The sequence below is a fragment of the Neptunomonas sp. ABH4_499 genome, from assembly GCF_056160565.1.
This window is the reverse complement of record NZ_JBSWXK010000005.1, coordinates 24,900-45,396: the sequence shown is the minus strand read 5'-3', so window position 1 is coordinate 45,396 and position 20,497 is coordinate 24,900. Positions and strand designations below refer to the sequence as shown.

General features: G+C 48.2%; 21 protein-coding genes. 12 read left to right on the top strand and 9 right to left on the bottom strand.

Annotated elements, in window-relative coordinates:
• Nucleotides 1-52: 52 nt before the first annotated feature.
• The 7 genes from ACXAF9_RS06465 to ACXAF9_RS06435 form a co-directional block, all read right to left on the bottom strand.
• Entirely contained in the window at nt 53-928 is an 876-nt protein-coding gene (locus ACXAF9_RS06465; RefSeq protein ID WP_475071890.1) for a DUF4392 domain-containing protein, read from the bottom strand.
• Nucleotides 929-947: 19 nt separating this feature from the next.
• Nucleotides 948-1,898 (bottom strand): 5-oxoprolinase subunit C family protein, encoded by a 951-nt coding sequence (locus ACXAF9_RS06460; protein WP_475071889.1) that lies wholly within the window; start codon nt 1,896-1,898, stop codon nt 948-950.
• On the bottom strand, nt 1,891-2,574 hold the full coding sequence (gene pxpB, locus ACXAF9_RS06455; protein WP_475071887.1) for a 5-oxoprolinase subunit PxpB: 684 nt from the start codon (nt 2,572-2,574) through the stop codon (nt 1,891-1,893). Before pxpB ends, ACXAF9_RS06460 begins: the two co-directional genes overlap by 8 nt.
• Nucleotides 2,571-3,305, bottom strand: coding sequence for a 5-oxoprolinase subunit PxpA (locus ACXAF9_RS06450; RefSeq protein WP_475071885.1), 735 nt, complete (start codon nt 3,303-3,305; stop codon nt 2,571-2,573). Before ACXAF9_RS06450 ends, pxpB begins: the two co-directional genes overlap by 4 nt.
• 30 nt (nt 3,306-3,335) lie before the next feature.
• Nucleotides 3,336-4,112, bottom strand: coding sequence for a putative hydro-lyase (locus ACXAF9_RS06445; protein ID WP_475072404.1), 777 nt, complete (start codon nt 4,110-4,112; stop codon nt 3,336-3,338).
• 30 nt (nt 4,113-4,142) lie between these two features.
• Nucleotides 4,143-5,264, bottom strand: a complete 1,122-nt coding sequence (gene alr, locus ACXAF9_RS06440; protein ID WP_475071883.1) for an alanine racemase — start codon at nt 5,262-5,264, stop codon at nt 4,143-4,145.
• A 311-nt stretch (nt 5,265-5,575) separates the two neighbouring features.
• Nucleotides 5,576-6,505, bottom strand: coding sequence for an alpha/beta hydrolase family protein (locus ACXAF9_RS06435; protein WP_475071881.1), 930 nt, complete (start codon nt 6,503-6,505; stop codon nt 5,576-5,578).
• A gap of 154 nt (nt 6,506-6,659) precedes the next feature.
• Here ACXAF9_RS06435 and ACXAF9_RS06430 point away from each other — a divergent pair, with 154 nt between their 5' ends.
• The 6 genes from ACXAF9_RS06430 to ACXAF9_RS06405 all read left to right on the top strand — a co-directional run bounded on the left by ACXAF9_RS06430 (nt 6,660) and on the right by ACXAF9_RS06405 (nt 13,239).
• The gene (locus tag ACXAF9_RS06430) at nt 6,660-7,307 is read left to right on the top strand and encodes a tRNA (adenine(22)-N(1))-methyltransferase (protein ID WP_475071879.1); all 648 of its coding nucleotides are present in this window, start codon (nt 6,660-6,662) and stop codon (nt 7,305-7,307) included.
• 68 nt (nt 7,308-7,375) lie between these two features.
• Nucleotides 7,376-7,888 carry a sigma-70 family RNA polymerase sigma factor gene (locus tag ACXAF9_RS06425; protein WP_475071877.1) on the top strand — a complete coding sequence of 171 codons (513 nt, stop codon included), beginning with the start codon at nt 7,376-7,378 and terminating at the stop codon, nt 7,886-7,888.
• A 3-nt stretch (nt 7,889-7,891) separates the two neighbouring features.
• A complete protein-coding gene (locus tag ACXAF9_RS06420) occupies nt 7,892-8,899 on the top strand; it encodes a DUF4880 domain-containing protein (protein ID WP_475071875.1) in 1,008 nt (335 codons plus the stop codon).
• Between the two features lie 96 nt (nt 8,900-8,995).
• Entirely contained in the window at nt 8,996-11,260 is a 2,265-nt protein-coding gene (locus ACXAF9_RS06415) for a TonB-dependent receptor (protein ID WP_475071871.1), read from the top strand.
• 71 nt (nt 11,261-11,331) lie between these two features.
• Nucleotides 11,332-12,957 (top strand): enterochelin esterase, encoded by a 1,626-nt coding sequence (fes, locus tag ACXAF9_RS06410; protein WP_475071868.1) that lies wholly within the window; start codon nt 11,332-11,334, stop codon nt 12,955-12,957.
• A gap of 105 nt (nt 12,958-13,062) precedes the next feature.
• Complete coding sequence (locus ACXAF9_RS06405) at nt 13,063-13,239, top strand: hypothetical protein (RefSeq protein WP_475071864.1); 177 nt, start codon at nt 13,063-13,065, stop codon at nt 13,237-13,239.
• A 214-nt stretch (nt 13,240-13,453) separates the two neighbouring features.
• On the opposite strand, the gene mqo is transcribed toward ACXAF9_RS06405, so the two are convergent.
• Both mqo and ACXAF9_RS06395 read right to left on the bottom strand, forming a co-directional pair.
• Nucleotides 13,454-15,121 carry a malate dehydrogenase (quinone) gene (mqo, locus tag ACXAF9_RS06400; RefSeq protein WP_475071863.1) on the bottom strand — a complete coding sequence of 556 codons (1,668 nt, stop codon included), beginning with the start codon at nt 15,119-15,121 and terminating at the stop codon, nt 13,454-13,456.
• A gap of 188 nt (nt 15,122-15,309) precedes the next feature.
• On the bottom strand, nt 15,310-15,612 hold the full coding sequence (locus tag ACXAF9_RS06395; RefSeq protein WP_475071861.1) for a substrate-binding domain-containing protein: 303 nt from the start codon (nt 15,610-15,612) through the stop codon (nt 15,310-15,312).
• A gap of 43 nt (nt 15,613-15,655) precedes the next feature.
• On the opposite strand from ACXAF9_RS06395, the gene ACXAF9_RS06390 reads away from it, so the two are divergent.
• The 6 genes from ACXAF9_RS06390 to ACXAF9_RS06365 all read left to right on the top strand — a co-directional run bounded on the left by ACXAF9_RS06390 (nt 15,656) and on the right by ACXAF9_RS06365 (nt 20,480).
• Nucleotides 15,656-16,048, top strand: coding sequence for a substrate-binding domain-containing protein (locus ACXAF9_RS06390; RefSeq protein ID WP_475072400.1), 393 nt, complete (start codon nt 15,656-15,658; stop codon nt 16,046-16,048).
• A gap of 83 nt (nt 16,049-16,131) precedes the next feature.
• On the top strand, nt 16,132-17,103 hold the full coding sequence (locus tag ACXAF9_RS06385) for a hypothetical protein (RefSeq protein WP_475071859.1): 972 nt from the start codon (nt 16,132-16,134) through the stop codon (nt 17,101-17,103).
• Between the two features lie 276 nt (nt 17,104-17,379).
• Entirely contained in the window at nt 17,380-17,583 is a 204-nt protein-coding gene (locus ACXAF9_RS06380) for a helix-turn-helix domain-containing protein (RefSeq protein ID WP_475071857.1), read from the top strand.
• 80 nt (nt 17,584-17,663) lie between these two features.
• Nucleotides 17,664-19,232 (top strand): type I restriction-modification system subunit M, encoded by a 1,569-nt coding sequence (locus ACXAF9_RS06375; protein WP_475071855.1) that lies wholly within the window; start codon nt 17,664-17,666, stop codon nt 19,230-19,232.
• Nucleotides 19,229-20,272, top strand: a complete 1,044-nt coding sequence (locus ACXAF9_RS06370; RefSeq protein ID WP_475071853.1) for a PDDEXK nuclease domain-containing protein — start codon at nt 19,229-19,231, stop codon at nt 20,270-20,272. Before ACXAF9_RS06375 ends, ACXAF9_RS06370 begins: the two co-directional genes overlap by 4 nt.
• Complete coding sequence (locus tag ACXAF9_RS06365; protein ID WP_475071850.1) at nt 20,265-20,480, top strand: hypothetical protein; 216 nt, start codon at nt 20,265-20,267, stop codon at nt 20,478-20,480. Before ACXAF9_RS06370 ends, ACXAF9_RS06365 begins: the two co-directional genes overlap by 8 nt.
• The last annotated feature ends 17 nt before the right edge of the window (nt 20,481-20,497 follow it).

Sequence of the window (20,497 nt, the reverse complement as noted above, 5' to 3'; positions counted from 1 at the left end):
GCTACACCCGCCCTCTCCTTTTACTGTCAGACCAAACGTGGTTTGATCCCTGTTATGCAAAACCGGTTAAACGGCGCAGCTCTTTGATCAAAGCCTCACCGTCGGCCGACGGAAGACTGTCTTCTGTCAGGGTGTTTTCCCGGGTTACACCGTCAACGCTGTTGTGTTCTGACAAGTACGTCAGCACAGTGTTGTTATCAAAATCGGCCAGTAGGTCTTTACCGACCAACCAGCCCATCATGGCCACAAGAGCATGACCACCCCAGTTAGAAACATCGGCAACGATCAGTTCGCCACAACGTGTCACAGCTGGGGTAATGTTTAAACTGCGAAGCGCTGGACGCACATTGCCCATTCCGATCTCGTTACCGCCATCGCCAATCGCAATGGTTGGGCAACCCGCTTCCTGCATCACTTCATCAAAGCTTGCAGAATTGATCGTGATCGACTCGCCACGCATGTTGTAGTAACCGCCATCTTCGGCTTGACCTGGACGCTCGATCGAGATCACAAGCTCCGGCGTCAGATCATCCAAAATACGCTTCGCTACATCGGTACGCTCGGCTTTGGTGAGCTCACCTACCGGCAACTTTTGCACCGTGTAATCATCGGCCAAAGCGCTTGCCAGTGGATCGCCGCAGACGATAACAGGCTTCGCGCCCATCGCCTCAAACGCGCGATACAGCGAGATTGCACCCACCGGGCCGTCGGTCTCAAACGTACCCGCCACCGGAAAACCCGTACCTATCAGTACCGTACCGGTACACTGCTGCATCACCATGGCGGCACGCAAACAGTAGCCTGGCATCAAAACCTCTTGCACAGTTTTCATACCGCGCAAGTTGCGCGCTACCAAGGCATTCTCGATGGCTTGGCTTACGGCAACCGCTTCGCTCAAAGAGCGCTCTGGGGCTGTATTTTGGGTCATATACGTCTCAACAAATCGATTAACAAGAAATCAGTTCTGTGCTTTCACGCTTTTGGCGATGCAGCAGGTGCAACGAGTGAGCATCATCAATGGTGATCTCTTCAAAGTGCACCTTGGCGCCCTGCGTCAGTTGCGCAAGCTTGGCTGTATCTAAGGAGATCACAGAGCCAAGCTTTGGATAGCCACCGATGGTTTGGCGATCATTCAATAGCACAATCGGTTGACCATCAGCCGGTACCTGAATGGCGCCGTGACAGATGCCTTCGGATAAAATGCCATTGATGGAGGATATCACCTCTGGGCCTTCCAATCGGTAACCCATGCGATCACTGCGATCAGTCGTGGTGTACTCGCTGGTAAAAAAGCGCGCTAACGCAACGGGACTGAAGGTCTCTTTTTGATAGCCAAGCATTACACGCAAGGTCACGGACTTCCCGTAGGTTGGTCGCAGCGATTCAGGCAATTGATAAGCGGGGGCATCCTTATGAGCGGCACAAGGCAGAAGATCCCCTTGGGCCAGTTTTCCACCATTAAGACCGCCTATGCCTTCACGCGCTACTGTGGCAGCACTGCCAAAACTTGGGGCAATCGCAAAACCGCCTTTTACGGCTAGATACGCTCGACAACCTGAGGTGGCATACGCCAGTTTAATCTCGTCACCGGGTTTTACCGCGTGGCTTTGCCACTGAGGCTGCTCTTCACCGTTGATGGTTAACACCATCTCTGCGCCAGTAACCGCAATCAGCGTCGACACCTGAGCTTCCAAAGCAAGACCACCAAAGCTGACTTCTAAAGCGGCTTCGGACCCTGAATTACCGCATAAACGGTTAGCCCAATAAAACGCATCACCATCGAGCGGGCCACCCACTGTTAAGCCGATACCGTGCTGTCCAAATCGACCCGCATCCTGAATCAGGGTCATTAAGCCTGGCTGGCGAACCAGCAGGCCTTGTGTCAGTTGATCAGACATCGAGTGTGCCCCCCAATGCGAAGAACTCCTCTTTAGTGATCGCTTTAAACTTAACGCGATCGCCCACTTGTACTGGCATGGTAGGATCGGCTTCTGGATTAAACATCCGCTCTGGGCAACGACCAATCAAGTTCCACCCGCCTGGTGATACCGCTGGGTAGATCGCCGTTTGACGATCCGCAATCGCCACCGCACCACGCGGGACTTTCTGACGCGGGGTAGACAGTCTTGGTGCAGCGATGCGCTCATCCACATCCCCTAAGTAGGCAAAACCTGGGGCAAAACCAATGGCGTAAACGCGGTACTCACCGGCTTGGTGAATCTCGATCACCTCATCCGTGGTGAGGCCTGCGTTTTTCGCCAGCATTTCCAAGTCTTCACCGGCATCCAAACCGTAATACACAGGCAAGGTGATAATACGCCCTTCGGCAGAATCATCACTCGATAAAGACTGAGCGACACGACGGATGGCGTTTCGAACCGCTAAATGATCGCAACGGAACAGATCAAAAATGATCAAAACGGATGCGTACGATGGAACCAGGTCGACCAATTGGTCGCCCATCTCCTCACGAAGCAATCGCGAAAGCTGCTCTACCTGACTGGCTACGCCCGGAGCACCGTGCTCCCCAACGTAGACAATCAGCGCGTTTTCACCGGCGACTTCAACCCTCATTGACTAATCACCTTGCGGATCTCTTCAATGGCTTTGACGCCCTCTTCGTTATCGCCATGCACGCACAAGGTATCGGCTTCAACTTTTAAAGTATGGCCGCTAACCGTTGTGACCGTGCCATCGGTGCAAAGCTGTTTTACTTGCTCTAGCATTTTCTCGCGCGTATGTACGGCACCAGCCTTAGTGCGGGCCAGCAACTTGCCATCGTCGTCGTAGCAACGATCGGCAAACGCTTCGAACAGGACATTAATCCCTAATTTCGCAGCTTCAGCGCGATGAGTCGCGCTTTCAGGGGTTGCTTGTAGCATTAAAGCAACGGGACGATGGTATTCAGAAATCGCCTGCATCACCGCAGCACGCACAGACTCTTTCGCCATCATGTCGTTATAGAGCGCACCGTGTGGTTTAACATAGGTAAGCTCAAGCCCTTGTGAGCGCGCCATACCTTCGAGTGCCGCCATCTGGTATTGCATAAAGGCCACAATTTCCGCGGGCTGGCAGTTCATCGAGCGACGACCAAAACCAACTAAATCTGGATACGCTGGGTGCGCACCGACCGTTACATTGTGCTCTTTTGCCATGGCCAGTGTACGAGACATCACTAACGGATCGCCCGCATGGAAGCCACACGCAATGTTAGCTTGATCAATAAAAGGCATTACGGCCGCATCCATCCCCATGGACCAGGAACCGTAGCTTTCACCCAGATCGCAATTGAGCTTAAGAGACATTGATTACTCCTGATGTGGCAGATGAATAACTTAAAGAATCGCCAGACGGCTGTTCGGAAGATCAGTGATCAACATATGACCTGGGCTGTGCGTGATGCAGAACGGCGGCTTCGCCTGCTCTAGCGCCACTTGCGGTGTGACACCGCACGCCCAAAAAACCGGCACTTCACCCTCTTTGATGGTGACTGCATCACCGTAATCTGGGCGGCTAATATCGTTGATACCGATTTGAGCAGGATCACCAAAATGGATAGGTGCGCCATGAACCGACGGAAAACGGCTACAAATTTGAATCGCGCGGATCGCATCTGCTGGCTTCATTGGACGCATAGAGACAACGGTCGTACCGCTGTAACGACCTGCCGGAGCACACTCGATATTAGTGCGATACATTGGGACGTTCACACCTTCCGAGATGTTACGCACATCAAGGCCATCGGCAATCAAGGCCTCCTCAAACGAGAAGGAGCAACCCAACGCAAAGATGACCATATCATCACGCCAATGATCACGTATATCGGTCACTTCATCGACAAACTCACCGTTATTGAATAAACGGTATTTCGGCACATCTGTACGGATATCAATATCACGCCCCAGCATGTCCAAGCCGATGTCGCCAGGCTTGGCTGACATGCCAACCAGTGGGCAAGGCTTAGGGTTTAACTGACAAAACTGTAAGAAGTCATTTGCCCAGTCCGCTGGCAACATGGCTAAATTGCACTGCACAAAACCTTGCGCCATGCCAGAAGTATTGCCCGTAATCTCCCCTGTGCGAATCGCTTGGCGTAACTCGTATGGGGTCATTTGTTGAATTGTACTCACCGCGCAAACTCCTTATTTCAGTCGGTCGTTGCGCTCATCAACAACCTTGCCCGCTTTTTTGTACACGCGAGGCACTCGGTCGGATATGCAACACACCACTTCGTAATTAATGGTTTTTAAATCGTTAGCCGCCATATCAATGGTGAAACGGTCATTCAAAAGATGTACCACATCACCGACGTTAACGGTTTCGTCTACTCGTACCATGGATTGATCCATGCATACACGGCCAACGATGGAAAATGCTTTTCCGTTAATCTCTACAGGGCGATTTTGGTGGTAACGCAGCCAGCCATCGGCATAGCCAATGGACATAGTGCCCACCAGCATATCTTCCTCAGCGGTAAAGGTGGCGCCATAGCCGACCGACTCGCCTGCTTTAATGCGCTTAATTTGTGTAATTTTGCTGTGCAGGGACATTGCTTGCTGTAAGGCAAACGGCAGCTCAAACTCATCACTTGGTGCAAGGCCGTACATTGCAATGCCTAAACGCCCCGCATTCGTGCCTGGCTGCTGGCTGTGACGCAGCAAAGCCGCACTGTTTGATTCATGCACATAGCGGAAGCTGCTTAAATCAACACCTTCCAGAATTTTTGTCGCGTTTTCGACCTGCTGGTTGTAATACGTGGTATCGCCATCGGCTGTGGCAAAGTGAGTAAATACGCCGACGCGATTAAGGCCTTTGGCCTGATCCACCATTTGGCAGGCTTTTGCAAACTGCAGAGGGTCACTCATACCGATTCGGTGCATACCCGAATCAATTTTAAGGTGACAGTTCACCGGCTTGCCGGTGTAGCATGCGGCCTGTTCGATCCACTCAAGATCAAACGCCGTTACATCAATGTTATGTTCGGCCGCAACGGGAAGATCCGTTACACGAACGGGTCCCATGACTAAGATAGTGACGTCTTTAATGGAGCGACGTAGTTTGATCGCCTCGTCTAGCAAAGCAACCGAAATACAAGTAGCACCGGCATCTAGTGCGGTCTGAGCAACCTGTACATCACCGTGACCATAGGCATTTGCTTTAACAACGGCAAATAGATCGTTGTAGCCCGAATGACGCTTTATGGCGCTGACATTCGCAGCAATTCGATCGAGGTCAATTTCAACCCAAGTATCACGGTAATACATCTGTGCTCCCAAACCCAATAAGTGGAATTTAACTAAAAACCACACCTATTTGGTAGATTACACCAATTTGATAGCTTTAAACCAAGCTATTTATTCTGTTTTAGACAGCATAAACAGCATAATTTAATTCTTAACAGAAGATTTACTGGTGTTCCTTTAAGAAACACCCTGATCACTATTTATACAAATGTATCCCAATACGGGCTTCATTTACCACTGAAACGCATCGAAAAGAGTCTAAGAAAAAGCACCAAGTGATGCTACTTGATGCCTTAAGGCTTATAAAATCCAATACGCCAAGATGATCAAGCTTAACGCGCAAGGCTTGCGCCGTAATGGGACTGTACAGCTTCGACCGAGACATCAACCGGCTGGTCGTGGCTACTGATAATGCGATCTGCCAAGAATTCGTTGATCGGCTGCAAGGTCGAGAAGTGATTTGCGCCCTTTATAGGTAGAAAATGCACGTTCGTATTTGAGTTGTGGTTATCCAACACCTGAAGCATATCGTAATTCCCCTCCTCACCTTCAATCACGTACGTTGGCGACTGAATGGAATCGAGGAAATAGTAAGGTGAGCGCAAGATATTTTCCTGCTCAATGTTAGGATCATGCAGTGCATTAGCCGTACCATAATTCAGATTCCCAGCCACAGGGCCAAATGAGAAGATCGCTTTAAACTCATCCGTGCTTTCTGCAACCAGCAAAGCCAGAGTGCCTCCAGTACTGTGGCCGCCCAGATAGATCTGACTTGCATCCACATACGGCTGCTTTTGCAGGTAATGTAATGCGCTGATTACATCATCCACCTCGCCATAAAAACCTTCTTGCTGGCCCGGATTCCCCATCGTGCCGCGCAAGGAAGGATACATCATGATAATACCCGCCTCTCGATAAGCCTTGGCGGATTGATCATTACTTTTAGATTTTGGCGTCCACGCTGATTCACCAATGCCCCCAACCGGAAAACCACCGGTAAGCCAGATGATTGCGGGGTATTTTTTGTTAGGATCAACGGGCTTACTGAGCATGGCCGACAAAGCCCCGACCTGAGATTCGTACTGGACGATTGAAAAGAGGCTGCTTGGCGGCGTAGGAAAACGAAAACCATCGTCTTCTACTTGCTGGACGATTTTGGTCTCAAATTTTGAGCGCGCTTCCGGTAACGACTCCGCGAAGGCCGCATTCGCAGTGAAGAGAAACAGCGCAGGCATGGCCACTTTCTGAAAAACACTTAACATCTTGAATTCCTTTTCTTAATTTCGACGGTTGTATGAAATGGTAAAACGCTTATCACCCCAAACCATGAAAATTGACTGAACACACTCCCGCGTACAAAATACGCCTATCGTAATACAACATACCCTTAACAATCAGTTTCTTACAAGGCCATACGTGAAACTCAGTCATCGGCTAGCGTACATAAAAAACATGATTACGAAAGAGTACCCTCATATATGGGACTGCTGTTGTGATCATGGACTGCTGGGTGCATCCCTGTCTGAGGCGCACCCAGAGTCCACGATACATTTTGTTGATATCGTACCGGCGTTAGTGAGCGAGCTTGATAGCAAACTAAAACGGTTTCTTTCGACAACCAACTGGCAAACGCACTGCTTAGATGCATCCAACCTTCCGTTAAAAGCCTATGGCGAGCGTCATTTAGTCATCATTGCCGGCGTTGGCGGTGATTTAACATCCGAGATTATCGAAACCCTTTACACAGCCTATCCAGAATTAAACATCGACTTTCTGATTTGCCCCGTGCACCACATGTTTATGCTTAGGAAAAAGGCCATCCATCTTGGATTAGGTCTTATCGATGAAGCGTTAGTTAAAGAAAACCATCGGTTTTATGAGGCTCTGTTACTGACCACGGATAAAACTGATCAAAACACCATTTCAGCTGTAGGCACTAAAATCTGGGAGCATGAGTACTCTAGGGAGTATCAGCAAAAACTACTCAATCACTATCAACGCATCCAACAAGGACAAAGCGCTAGCATTCAACACATCATTGACGCTTATAAAAACATCTACTGACAAACGCCCATCAACAATCTTATAATGATAATAATTATCACTTAGATTAACGGTAAGTTAGGTTCTAGATGACCGCTGTTGAGCATCGCCCCATCACCATTGAAGCTCTTTATCAGGGCGAACATTCTTGGCTTAAGACCTTGCTGTCACGTCGGCTACATTGCTCCGAAACGGCAGCCGACTTAGCTCAAGACGCTTTTGTACGACTCTTAAGTACTCCGGTTGAGTTTACTCAGCTTGGTAAAGCAAAAGCCTACCTTAAACAGGTAGCACATGGTTTATGCGTGGATCATTGGCGCCGAGCCGCCGTTCAACAAGCGTGGGAAGAAACATTAGCCCTCACTCCAGAGGCGCTGCACCCATCCCCCGAAGACACCCATTTATTCATCGAAGAGCTCGTTGCGGTTAAAGCCATGTTGGACGACCTACCCGCCCCTGTGCGCACGACTTTGCTCCTTTCGCATCTTCATGGTCTTACTTATAAAGCGATTGCTGAGCAATTGGATATCTCAGAGCGGACAATTAAAAAATACATGGCCTGTGCGATGGCCAGATGTGCGCTTCACATGGATGCATTTTAAAAGATGGATCAGTCACGCGATGCCATCGATAATAAACGTCAAAGCCAAATTGAATTTGAACGCCTCGACACAGCCGCCCGTTGGTACGCTGAAACGAAAGACGGTGGTTTATCTGCATCAATGCAACTGGACTTTTCCATCTGGCTGGAAGACCCATTAAACCAAGCCGCTTGGGAGAAGATATTACAGGTTGAGCAACGCTTTCAGCGACTGAATCATCAGAATCCGCAAAACACAGCACAGGTACTAGAGCGCTCTTACCAACTGGAAGCCACAACCGACAGGCGCACCCTGCTTAAAAGCGCACTCCTACTGATCGGTGGTGCTGGTATGGCTTGCGCTTCTTGGAAAACACGGTGGCCTTTGGCACTGTACGCGGATGTTCAAAACGGCCACGCTGCCGTAAAGCCGATTCAACTGTCATCCAACCTGAACGCTATGTTGGGAACCCAGGCCGCTATCAAGATGGGCGATAACTCTCTTGGGCATTCACTGACCTTGCTTCAGGGACAAATTTCTCTGCAGCAAGGTGGGTCGTCAATCCCACAAGTTACGGAGCTTCATTTAAAGGATCTCCGCTTACGATTAATCGGAAATGCACACGTCAGTGCCGAACACAGCATCGGCAGTGAAGACCAAGATATACGTATCACCCTTCTGAGTGGGACGGCTGAACTGACCCACTTAGCCGACCAGCCACTTAAGCCTCACGAAACTCTGACCTTGGATAAGCGCGGCAAGATATTAAAACGCCAAGCAGCATCGCCAACCGATACTGCTTGGCTTGATAACCGACTGCAAAGCACCAATATGCCGCTGCATCGCTGGGCCAATATCCTGAGCTTTTATCGAAAGGGTCATGTGCATTGCCACCCGGATATTCAGTCACTGCGTATCACAGGTGCCTTTCCAACGGATAATACCGACCTGGCTTTAACCATGCTCGAAAGAAGCTTACCCATCAAAGTAAATGCCCTTACACCTTGGTGGGTATCAATACAGCCTGTTTAAAATCACCTTGGGGTTCCCCTTTTAGGGATGAGTTCGATTAATAGAGAGAACACGTTAGATGACATGCATTATAACCATCGTTAAGGATCTCTATTTATGCGAATGATCAAATGGACAGCGGCAGGCTTATTGCTGTGCAGCCAAGTATATGCTGCGCAAACCACACACTTTAGCTTTAACCTACCCGCCCAATCGCTGGAAAACCAAATCAGTGCAATCACCCAAACCACAGGGATCTTACTCTCTGTAGATGCCGCCCTTTTGAAGGGACGCTCAGCACCGTCCATCAAGGGTGATCTTTCATCCATTGATGCGCTTAATAAAGCCCTATCTGGTAGTGGATTAAGCGCGATCCAGAACAATGATCTTAGTTACACCATTATTCGAAATCAGCCGCTACCCGGTTTTCAGGACAGCAGCACGGTGTCCATGGACAGCATTTTGGTCACCGGTGAAAAACTAGAGCGTTCGCTAAAAGATACCCACTCGGCTGTGTCGGTAATCGGTCAAAACACGCTAAACAGCGTGCTCTATCCCGATGCTAGCAAAGCTTTAGAAAGCGTCCCAAATGTGATTGAACACCCTTTTGGCACGCCTAATATTCGTGGTGTAGAAGGTGCTGGGGCCGCACAAGGTGTGTTCAGTTTTATCTCTGGTGGCCGCCCACGCGTTAGTACTACTATAGATGGCCTTGCCGAAACCTGGACGGGCGTGCGCTACATCAACACAGGCCTTTGGGATGCGAAACAAATAGAGGTGCTCCGAGGCCCACAATCCACCAGCCAAGGACGCAACGCCATGGGCGGCGCCGTTGTAGTCTCAACGAACGACCCAACGTTTGATTGGGATAACCGCATTCGCGTTGGTTGGGAAAACGAGCAGGAAAAGTACCAGACCGCCGCCGTACTGTCTGGCCCTATTCTTGAAGATGAGCTGGCGTTTCGTATCGCTGCAGAGCGACTCAGCGGTCACAGTTTTATTGATTACCAACTAGACGAGGGGGCTTGGTCGGATGACCCGGACAAATCCACACAACAATCGGTAAGAGCCAAATTGTTATGGGAGCCCGCCAACCTGCCTGAGCTCAGTGCAAAATTGTCGGTTTCCCAGCGAGAAGCCGATGGTGAGTACCTTAACTACGTCGATTACGATGGCGCAAAAGATTTCCGGTTCACCGGGGATGACAACAACACCCGCTTGCAAGACTCTTCCGAGACCGCAGTTAACCTGAACGTCAGCTATCAACTCTCCGAGGCTTTAAACGCGCACGTCTTACTGGGTCATCAGCGCTACCGATCCAAATTTGTGCAATCCCCTACTCCGTTTTATATGGATCTCGAGGAAGACAGTACAACCTTAGAGGCAAGGCTTAACTACCGCCCGATGGACTCAAACTTTTCAGGGATGCTCGGGGTTTATGGTTATGAAAAAGAGGAGGATATCCTCATTTATGACGGCGGGTTTAACGGCACTGATGAGATCAGCACCATGGCCGTGTTTGGTGAAGCACAGTATCGCATCACGCCTAATCTTGAGTTAATCGCAGGTGGGCGTCTAGAACGCGAGCATCAAAAACGCGACATCGTTGCTTGGCCCGATACAGCGTGGGAAGGCCTTGTTGAGTTGGATCATGCAAAAACCTTGTTTCTTCCAAAGATAGGCGCTGCGTACTACCACTCTGACAACGCCAACACGAGTTTTACCATCCGCAAAGGCTACAACGCCGGCGGCGGTGCTTTGGATTGGATCACCAGTGAGTTTTACACCTACGATGAAGAGCGCGTAACGACCTACGAGTTAAACCATCGCGCGACGCTCCTGAACGAGCGTTTGATGTTATCGGGCAGCCTATTTTATAACGATTACGATGGCTACTTGGCCTACGTGATGCCACGCTTCACCAATTTAACATCCGCTTACAGTTACGGCGTAGAGCTTGAAGCCATTTACCAAGCCACTGAGCAACTGCGCGTTAATGCCGCATTAGGACTGTTAAAAACCAAAATCAGTGATGCAGAAGCCGGCTTTACGGAACTTGAGGGTAACGAGTTTGGTTATGCCCCTGATGTAACAGCCCACCTTGGCGCAGAGTATCAAATCAGTGATCAATGGAGTGTGTCTGGGGATATCCACCATGTAAGCGATTATTACTCCGATGCCAACAACTCCGAAGAGACCAAGCTCGATGGCTACACCACACTGAGCGCCAACTCTCAGTATTGGATTACACCGGACTTAAAACTCGGTGCATACGTTAAAAACCTAACGAATGAGCAAGTCATCTACCGGATTACCTCTCAAGGACAAGCCAACGTCGGTGCACCTAGAACCGTAGGGGTTTCTTTGGATTACTTCTTTTAATCGCTCTCACGATAAGCGGGTAAACCTTTACCCGCTTTATTGATGAAGTTTAAACAACCATGGATGCGCTCATGCTCAGACTGAACACTGCACGCGTACTTGCTCGTGCTTTTCTACCAAACTTACTGCTCACCTTGCCGTTAAGCGTCTTCGCAACTGATCACACGTATACCGCTCATTTAAACCGCGTGGATGACCGCCACTTCACCCATTCTGTAACACTAAAAAAAGATGATTACTTGTTTGGTAAGTTAAGCTCATCGATACACGATTACACCCTCTCGCTTAAAGTGGGCTCTGGAAATGTGGTTAAGATCTTTTTAACACCGCAAACTTCCCGCGATGAGTTTCGGTTTGTAAGCCAAACAGATGCTACCTATACATTAAACTACGAATCCGATACACCGTACCCTAACGATCAAGCACCGAGTATCGAGTGGACAATCCTAGACGCGTATCAAACACCACCAACACCGGCCATACCTAAGGAAGGTGTTAGCTCTGTAGTAATCAAAGAGGCCATTAACACTCTTCAAGATGGCGTTAACAGTGACGAGGTGTGGGCACAGTTAATCCAACAAAGCACGCCGCTGGTGGAGCCCTTGGAAGGTGATAAATCACTCATAACGTTTCTTTATCGAGGTGCTCGCTTTGGGGTTAAAATTCTAGGTGCGCCCTCTTCTGATCATGACCCCATGTATCGATTAGCGGATACGGATATTTGGTATCGAAGCTACAGTGTGCCCAACTCAACCAAGCTCTCGTATCAATTGGTACCTGACTATCCACTTTTACCGAAAGATCACCCAGAACACCGCATCAGCTTGTTAGCCACCGCGCAAGCCGACCCGCACAACCCGAATCGCTTTAACTACACGACCCCTTCGGATCGCTACACGGACAGCTCCTATATTGATCTCCCCCATGATGGCTTGGACCGACCGTCATTGTCAGAAGCATCACCCCAAGGGGAACTTAAAAGTTTCGATTTTCGAAGCACGCTATTGGAGAATCAGCGCCGCATTTGGATTTACATCCCTAAAGGAGTGAACCTCCAGAAGGACCCACAAGCGCTGAACCTTGCTCTCTTTTTTGATGGATTGGAGTACCAATACAAAATCCCAACACCCGCCATTTTGGATAAGCTGATTGTTGAACAGCGCATTGCCCCGACCATCGCCGTATTCATTGATAACGCATCCCGGCAAAGTCGTGGTGTTGAACTCCCCCCTAACCCAACTTTTGCCAAGATGATGGCAACCGAGCTGAAACCGTGGATTGAGGCGCAACTTAATCTGACCTTTGATGCGAAACACACTCTGCTTTCAGGTTCGAGCTACGGCGGCTTAGCTTCGATGTATGTGGCGCACCAATACCCTGATCAATTTGGCAAGGTGCTCAGCCAATCGGGGTCTTTCTGGTGGGCGAAAAATCGGGAGCAATCACAATGGCTAACGGAAGAGATCAAACAGAACCCAAAACCCAACATCGCCATCTATCTGAACGCCGGCACATTTGAAACCGGACGCGGCGATGTTGGCATCATTGATAGCAATCAACGCCTTTACCAAGTACTTAAAGCCGCCCATTACCCTGTTCAATTCAAAGAGTACGCCTCTGGACATGATTACTTTCAATGGCGCAGCAAGATTGTAGAGGGGTTAGAGCAGCTCTTGTCGCCAAGCACAAACCTTTGACATCTAATGAAACTGTGATAACCTAAAAATGTATATACATTGTATATCTTTTAGATATGCGCAAGTTGTTAGCTCGCTTGCCAGTGGATGTGAGGATTAATCGATATGCCTGGTAAGAAAAAAGTCAAAAAGAATAGCCAACTGGTGATTCGAATTAATGACGAGGAGCGGGATCAATTTGTCTCGCTGTGCGATGAGTTAGACACCAGCGCAGCCAGAGAGATACGACAATTTATACGTCGTTTCATTAAACAGCATGGCGGCGGGCCAGAGGATACATAACCTTGGCCAATGCCAGCAGAATGTCACAATAAGGAGAGCAACATGGCTAAAGTAAAAGCTAAGTCAGTCAAGAAAGAGATCAAAGCGCGTAAAGCTAAAATCGCTAAGCATGAAAGCAAACTGAAGAAGCTGAAAAAACTTCTGAAGAAGTCTTAATTAAGACGAAGAAGCCCCGCTGTTGCGGGGCTTTTGTTATGAGTTTTATGAGTTCAAGTTACAGCTCAATGTCTGGCAGTTCAGACTTGGGCACAACAGGCACACCACTTTCAGGTTCGGGTGCTTCTGTTGTGTAACCGACGGGCTTACGTAAACCAAGCGCTTCGCTGGTAGCGTTGAGTTCTTTCATGGTTGCTTCAACGTTGCCGTTCAGCTTGGTGCCGTAAGATGGGATGATCGCTTTTAATTGCGCGTTCCACTCCCCGCTTACTTTATCCGCAAAGGTTTTTTCCAACAGGTTCAGCATGATCGGCGCAGCTGTCGATGCACCAGGTGATGCGCCCAACAAGGCCGTCAGAGTTTTGTCTTCGGACACCACAACTTCGGTACCAAACTGCAAACGACCACCAGTTTTAGGGTCTTTCTTGATGATCTGTACACGTTGACCGGCGGTTAGCAGCTCCCAATCTTCCGCTTTCGCGTTTGGATAGTACTTACGTAGTTCTGCTAGGCGGTCTTCATCGCTGAGCAGCACTTGGCTGATCAAGTAAGTCACCAAGTTGAAGTTATCCAACCCAACTTCCATCATCGGAACCACGTTTGAAGTGGTTGTCGCACCCAGCAAATCCCACAACGAACCTTGTTTTAAAAACTTGGTCGAGAAGGTCGCAAACGGGCCAAATAGGACAATCTCTTTACCATCGATACGACGCGCATCCAAATGCGGAACCGACATAGGCGGCGCCCCTACTTCGGCTTGGCCGTAGGCTTTTACCTTGTGGTTCGCCACAATCTCTGGGTTATCGGTATACAGGAACTGGCCACCCACAGGGAAGCCACCGTATTGCTCCGCTTCCGGGATGCCGGATGCTTGCAACAAGGTCAGTGACGCACCACCTGCACCAATAAAGACAAATTTAGCATCGACGGTGTATAGAGCTTCATTGTTCACTAAATCCGCAATCAGTACGTGCCAGCTGCCATCGTCATTTTGCGTCAATGCACGCACTTCCGAGCGGGTGCTCAGCGTAAAGTTATCCTGTTGTGTTAACCCTTCGGTCAGCTGACGGGTAATCTCACCGTAGTTAACATCAGTACCAATGATAGAGCGCGTTGCCGCAACTTTTTGATTGGGGTCACGCCCTTCGATCAACAAAGGTGCCCACGCTTTGATCTGGTCGTGATCTTCACTGTAATCCATACTGTGGAACAGCGAGTTTTTCTGTAACTCGGCGTAACGCGCACGCAGGAAGTTAACGTTGGTATCACCCCACACAAAACTCATGTGATCTACACTTCGGATAAACGAAGCGGGGTCATGCATCTTTTGCTCGTTGACTTGATACGCCCAAAACTGACGGCTGATCTGGAACGCTTCGTTCACCTTTAACGCTTTGTCGATATTGATCGAACCGTCTTCCAGTTGCGGCGTGTAATTCAACTCCATCAGTGCAGAGTGACCGGTACCTGCGTTGTTCCAACCGTTAGAACTTTCTTTACCTACGCCATCAAGACGCTCGACCATGGTAATCGACCAATCTGGTTCCAGCTCTTGCAGATAGGTGCCAAGTGTAGCGCTCATGATACCGCCACCAATCAGCAGTACATCCACCTCTTTGCTGGCTGCAATGTCTTTACCGTCTGGTTTTAAAGCGGATGAGATTACCGCCCACAACCCGATAACCGCGATAGCCCCAAGCGCAATGATTTTCTTTGAAACTCTCATTAAAACTCCGTGTTGCCGTTATGCCATGAACTTTACGTCACTTAGAACGACAGAAAATAAGTGACCTAAATCAACGATTCGTTGAGGCGCGTATGATAAAGCAGGCGTGAGTTAGAGAGCCGTATTCAAAACTTACAAAAGAAAAAACCTCGCTAGACGAGGCTTAAATGTTACTTAAATAAGAGAGCTTAATTTCGCTGGATATATTGATCCATATTTTCTGGGGGATTACCGAACGGAATCCAAGCTTTTTGATCAACCTCTTCGCCTTTGGCCAGTTTGATCGCAGCATCGACTGCGCCCTTACCTTGTGCTTTGGCATTTTGAAACACGGTTACGTCTAAATCACCCGCTTGCATAGCAGATAACGCATCGGCTGTGGCATCAATGCCGGCAACAACAACCGCATCCATATCACGACCGGACGATTTAAGGGCTTGAATCGCACCAATGGCCGTCCCGGAAAAGTCGTATTCTTGATGGGCGGTCATCGTTACCAATGCCAAAAGCTCTGCGAAATGAGCTTCCGATCCTATTTTCGGGGGGGATTACCCAGACTTTGTAGTGATCGATGACATGCTGAGTTTAGAAGACCCGCAGGTCGCTGAAGAAGCCACGTTAGACTTGCTAAATCGACACCCCGATTTAATCGGAATCTATGTTGCAGGTGGCGGTATCGAAGGGGTAATCAACGCGTTAAAAGAAAGTGATAAAAGCCGAGACATCATCACCGTATGCAACGAGCTAACAGATCAAACCCGTACAGCCTTAATGGAAGGAGTAATCGACCTAGTGATATCACACCCAAGGGAATTATTAGCGCAACGGTTAGTGGATCTGATGATCGATGCCCTGGAACAGGGTGATCGGTTTCATAAAGGGGCAACCCGCCTACCCTTCGAACTGTTTTTATCGGAGAATATTTAAGGGCTATGTTTGTAGTGGCAGAATGGTGATAGCTCATAGACATCACTGAGCAACACAGAGACAATTTTGCAAGGAGGCAGAATTTGACACAAATCGATAAACAACACCACCCCGAAAGATCCATTGGCGATGGAAGAATTTTCAGGAGCGCTCTATCCTACTACGCTACCTTAAATGAGCAAACGACTCATATGGCAAAGGGATACGTCGTTTGTGAACCCGCTGTTAAGATTTTCGATCCCCCGATCAAAGAGCTTCACGCCCTTCTTAACAGTAAAAATTCCATTACCAAAAAAGCGCCACTCGTATTCTTCTTATGTGTAGGGCTAACCATACTGGCCGCTAGCTCAGAGTATGAATCAATCATCGCAATATCCGTGGCTATTGTCGGTTGCATTCTCTCTTTTATCGCCCACATGTGGGACATAGGTAAGAAAGACACAAAAATCGAGTATCAACTGAGTGACGAGGCCCAGCAGTGCTACGATAATTTTTTAGCGGCGGCAGATGAGCTAAAAAAAACAAAGGAAATCTGGCAGGTATATGCGTGTATTGAGATTGAAGATAAGCAATCTTTTTTAGGCGCTGAAAATATCCTTTTCCGAAACAGTATCTTTACGGGTTTCCTTACACCCCCTTGGATTTCAGTTGATCAGAAAGTCTTCTTTATGAAGTTAGGGTCTACCAAGCTCTATTTCCTACCAGATCAAATTTTGATCTATGATCGTTCTGGTATTGGTACAATAAGCTATCTAACATTACAAGCCCACCTTGGCCATAGAATGTTCATTGAAGATTCTCCTATCCCCAAAGATGCAACCATAATTGATAATACTCCTGAAGCTCTTAATCCCAGAACATTTAAAGACTTCAGCTATCCCATCTGTGCTTACCCTGAATTATCACTAACGAGTAAAACCGGCCTGAATATAGTCCTTCAGTTTTCCAAGTTAGGACCTGCAGAAGAGTTCAAGAAACAGTTAGTTCTTCTAACCCATCTCTGTCTTGAGGGGAAGATGTTTCCAAAATCAGTGTATAATTGGAAGCTAAGGTAAACACCTATACGAGCGGAACCTTCTGTTGGGCCTTATTAGTTTGATCAAGACCTCGTTATCATTCATTTATGCCGTGCGTTAGGGAGCCTAAAAGCTTTCTAACAGATGTTTTGTGGTATGACATACAATCTCTCTTGCGTAACATGCCAAGCTCCCGCCTCCAACTTGCTAAACAGGCAACTATAATTTAATTTTAACTCGCAAAATGCTAATCCAATATTAAAGATGTGGTAAGCTTCGGCGTTACTTGAGAACCCAATTTTTAGAGGCACAGCCATGATCCGTTGCCATCTCGCCCGCATGATGGGTGAACACAAGATGCGTATTGCTGACGTTGCCAGAGAAACAGGTTTAAGCCGCGCGACAGTCACATTGCTCTACAAAGAAACGGCTCAAAAAGTGGATCTCGAAGCCGTTGAAAAACTGTGCCTGCTCTTTGATTGCAAGGTGGGCGACCTGCTTGAGCTGACGCAAGCTTAATCAGCACAGCTGCACGAAGAACCGCTAGCCAGCCAAATGCCACCCTTTTAACGATTTGAACACATAAAACAGGAACAACCATGACAAGCTCACAACAACGTGCCGCCCTGCAACGCCAGATTTGGGCCATTGCCAACGATGTGCGCGGCGCCGTAGACGGCTGGGATTTTAAACAATATGTACTTGGCACCCTGTTTTACCGCTTTATCAGCGAAAATTTTGCCGCTTATATTGAAGGCGGTGATGATAGCGTCAATTACGCCGAACTGCCTGATAGCGTAATCACGCCGGAAATTGAAGAGGACGCGATCAAGACCAAAGGCTACTTTATATATCCCAGCCAGTTATTCTGCAACGTCGTTAAAACCGCCAATAAGAATGAAAGTCTAAATACCGACCTTGCCAAAATATTTGCCGAAATTGAAGCTTCCGCTAATGGCTTCCAATCGGAGCATGACATCAAAGGTCTGTTTGCCGATTTTGACACCACCAGCAACCGATTAGGCAATACCGTTAAAGACAAAAACATGCGCCTCGCTCATGTGCTTAAACGTGTGAGTGAATTGGATTTCGGCCAGTTTGATGCAGCCCATATCGACCTATTTGGCGATGCCTATGAATTTTTAATCTCGAACTATGCGGCCAATGCCGGAAAATCGGGCGGTGAATTTTTTACCCCACAGCATGTATCCAAGCTTATTGCCCAACTGGCCATGCATAAGCAAACCAGTGTTAATAAAATTTATGACCCTGCAGCAGGGTCTGGATCACTGTTGTTGCAAGCAAAGAAACATTTTGACGCGCACATCATTGAAGACGGTTTTTTTGGGCAAGAGATTAACCACACCACTTACAACCTTGCCCGCATGAATATGTTTTTGCACAACATAAACTACGACAAATTCAATATTCAGCTAGGCAATACGTTAACCGACCCGCACTTTGGTGATGATAAGCCCTTTGATGCCATTGTTTCCAACCCACCGTATTCGGTAAAGTGGATTGGCAGCGACGACCCGACCTTAATTAATGATGACCGCTTTGCACCGGCCGGCGTACTTGCACCCAAATCCAAAGCGGATTTTGCGTTTGTACTCCATGCCCTTAGCTACCTTTCAAGCAAAGGCCGTGCGGCTATTGTGTGCTTCCCCGGTATTTTTTATCGCGGCGGCGCCGAGCAGAAAATCCGCACCTATTTAATAGATAACAACTATGTCGAAACCGTCATTTCGCTGGCACCCAACCTATTTTTTGGTACGACTATCGCGGTTAATATTTTGGTGCTGGCAAAAAACAAAACCAATACAGACACCCAATTTATTGATGCCAGTGGTTTGTTTAAAAAGGAAACCAACAACAATATTTTGAATGACGACCATGTTAAAGAAATCATGGATGTATTCGATAGCAAAGCAAATATTGATCACTTCGCCAAATCGGTACCTTATGAGCAGGTGGTCGCTAATGATTACAACCTATCGGTTAGTAGCTATGTCGAAGCCAAAGACACTCGCGAAGTGATTAATATTGCAGAGCTCAATGCAGAATTAAAAACTACCGTCATCAAGATTGATCAACTGCGCAAAGAGATTGACGCCATTGTGGCGCAAATAGAGGGTGACAGCGGCGAAGATGAGATACAAGCATGAGCAAGAAGCCCACCTCACTCACCGAGGCGCCAGAAGGCTACGCCGATTGGCTGGCAGAGCTAAAAACCCGCATTCACAGCGCCCAGCAACGCGCCACGCTTGCAGTAAACCGCGAATTAATACAGCTCTATTGGCAGATTGGCCGCGACATTTTAGCGCGCCAAGCCGCGCAAGGCTGGGGGGCTAAAGTGATTGAGCGCCTCGCGCAGGATTTACGCACCGCCTTCCCCGATATGAAAGGCTTTTCGCGCGCTAACCTCATGTACATGCGCGCTTTTGCCGAAGCTTGGCCAGAGGCTGAAATTGTCCAACAAGCTGTTGGACAATTGCCGTGGGGGCATAACCTTGTGCTGTTATCTAAGCTAAAAGCAACCAACGAGCGCCTGTGGTACGCTACCAAAACACTTGAAAATAACTGGTCACGCAATGTACTGGTGATGCAAATCGAATCCAACCTGCTAGCGCGCCAAGGTAACGCTGTGACGAACTTCGAAACCAGCCTGCCGAAACCGCAGTCGGACCTTGCCATAGAGTCCATAAAAGACCCTTACTGCTTTGATTTTTTAGGCCTGACCGAACAAGCCCAAGAGCGGGAAATCGAAAGCGCACTTGTACAGCATGTCACGCAGTTTCTATTAGAGCTTGGCGCTGGTTTTGCGTTTGTGGGGCGCCAAGTGTTGTTACAGGTGGGTGAAGAAGAGTTTTTTATTGACCTCTTGTTTTACCACTTGAAGCTGCGTTGTTACGTGGTTATTGAGCTTAAAACCGGAAAATTCAAACCAGAGCACTTAGGCCAACTTGGTTTTTATATAACGAGCGTCGATAGGCAAGTCAAGACAGAGCACGACGGCACCACCATCGGCTTATTGCTGTGCAAAAGCAAAGACAAAGTTGTCGCCGAATACGCCCTTGGCGATAAAACCCAACCCATGGGTATTGCCGAGTACAGTTTGCAAAATGCCCTACCAGAAGAGCTGAAAACAAATTTGCCGAGCATTGAAATGTTGGAGCGGGAATTACAAGGGGGTGAGTATGAGTAACGTGAGTTTCTTAGAGCGGTTGCTAGATGGAGTTGAGGTGGAGTGGTTGCCACTAGGAGAAATTGGTAAATTTATTCGTGGCAACGGTTTACAAAAAAAAGACTTTGTTGAAACTGGCTTTCCTGCCATTCACTATGGCCAGATTTACACTCGATTTGGCTTATCAGCTCACGAAACATTTACTTACGTGTCAATTGAGTTCAAATAAAAATAACAAAGGGTTAA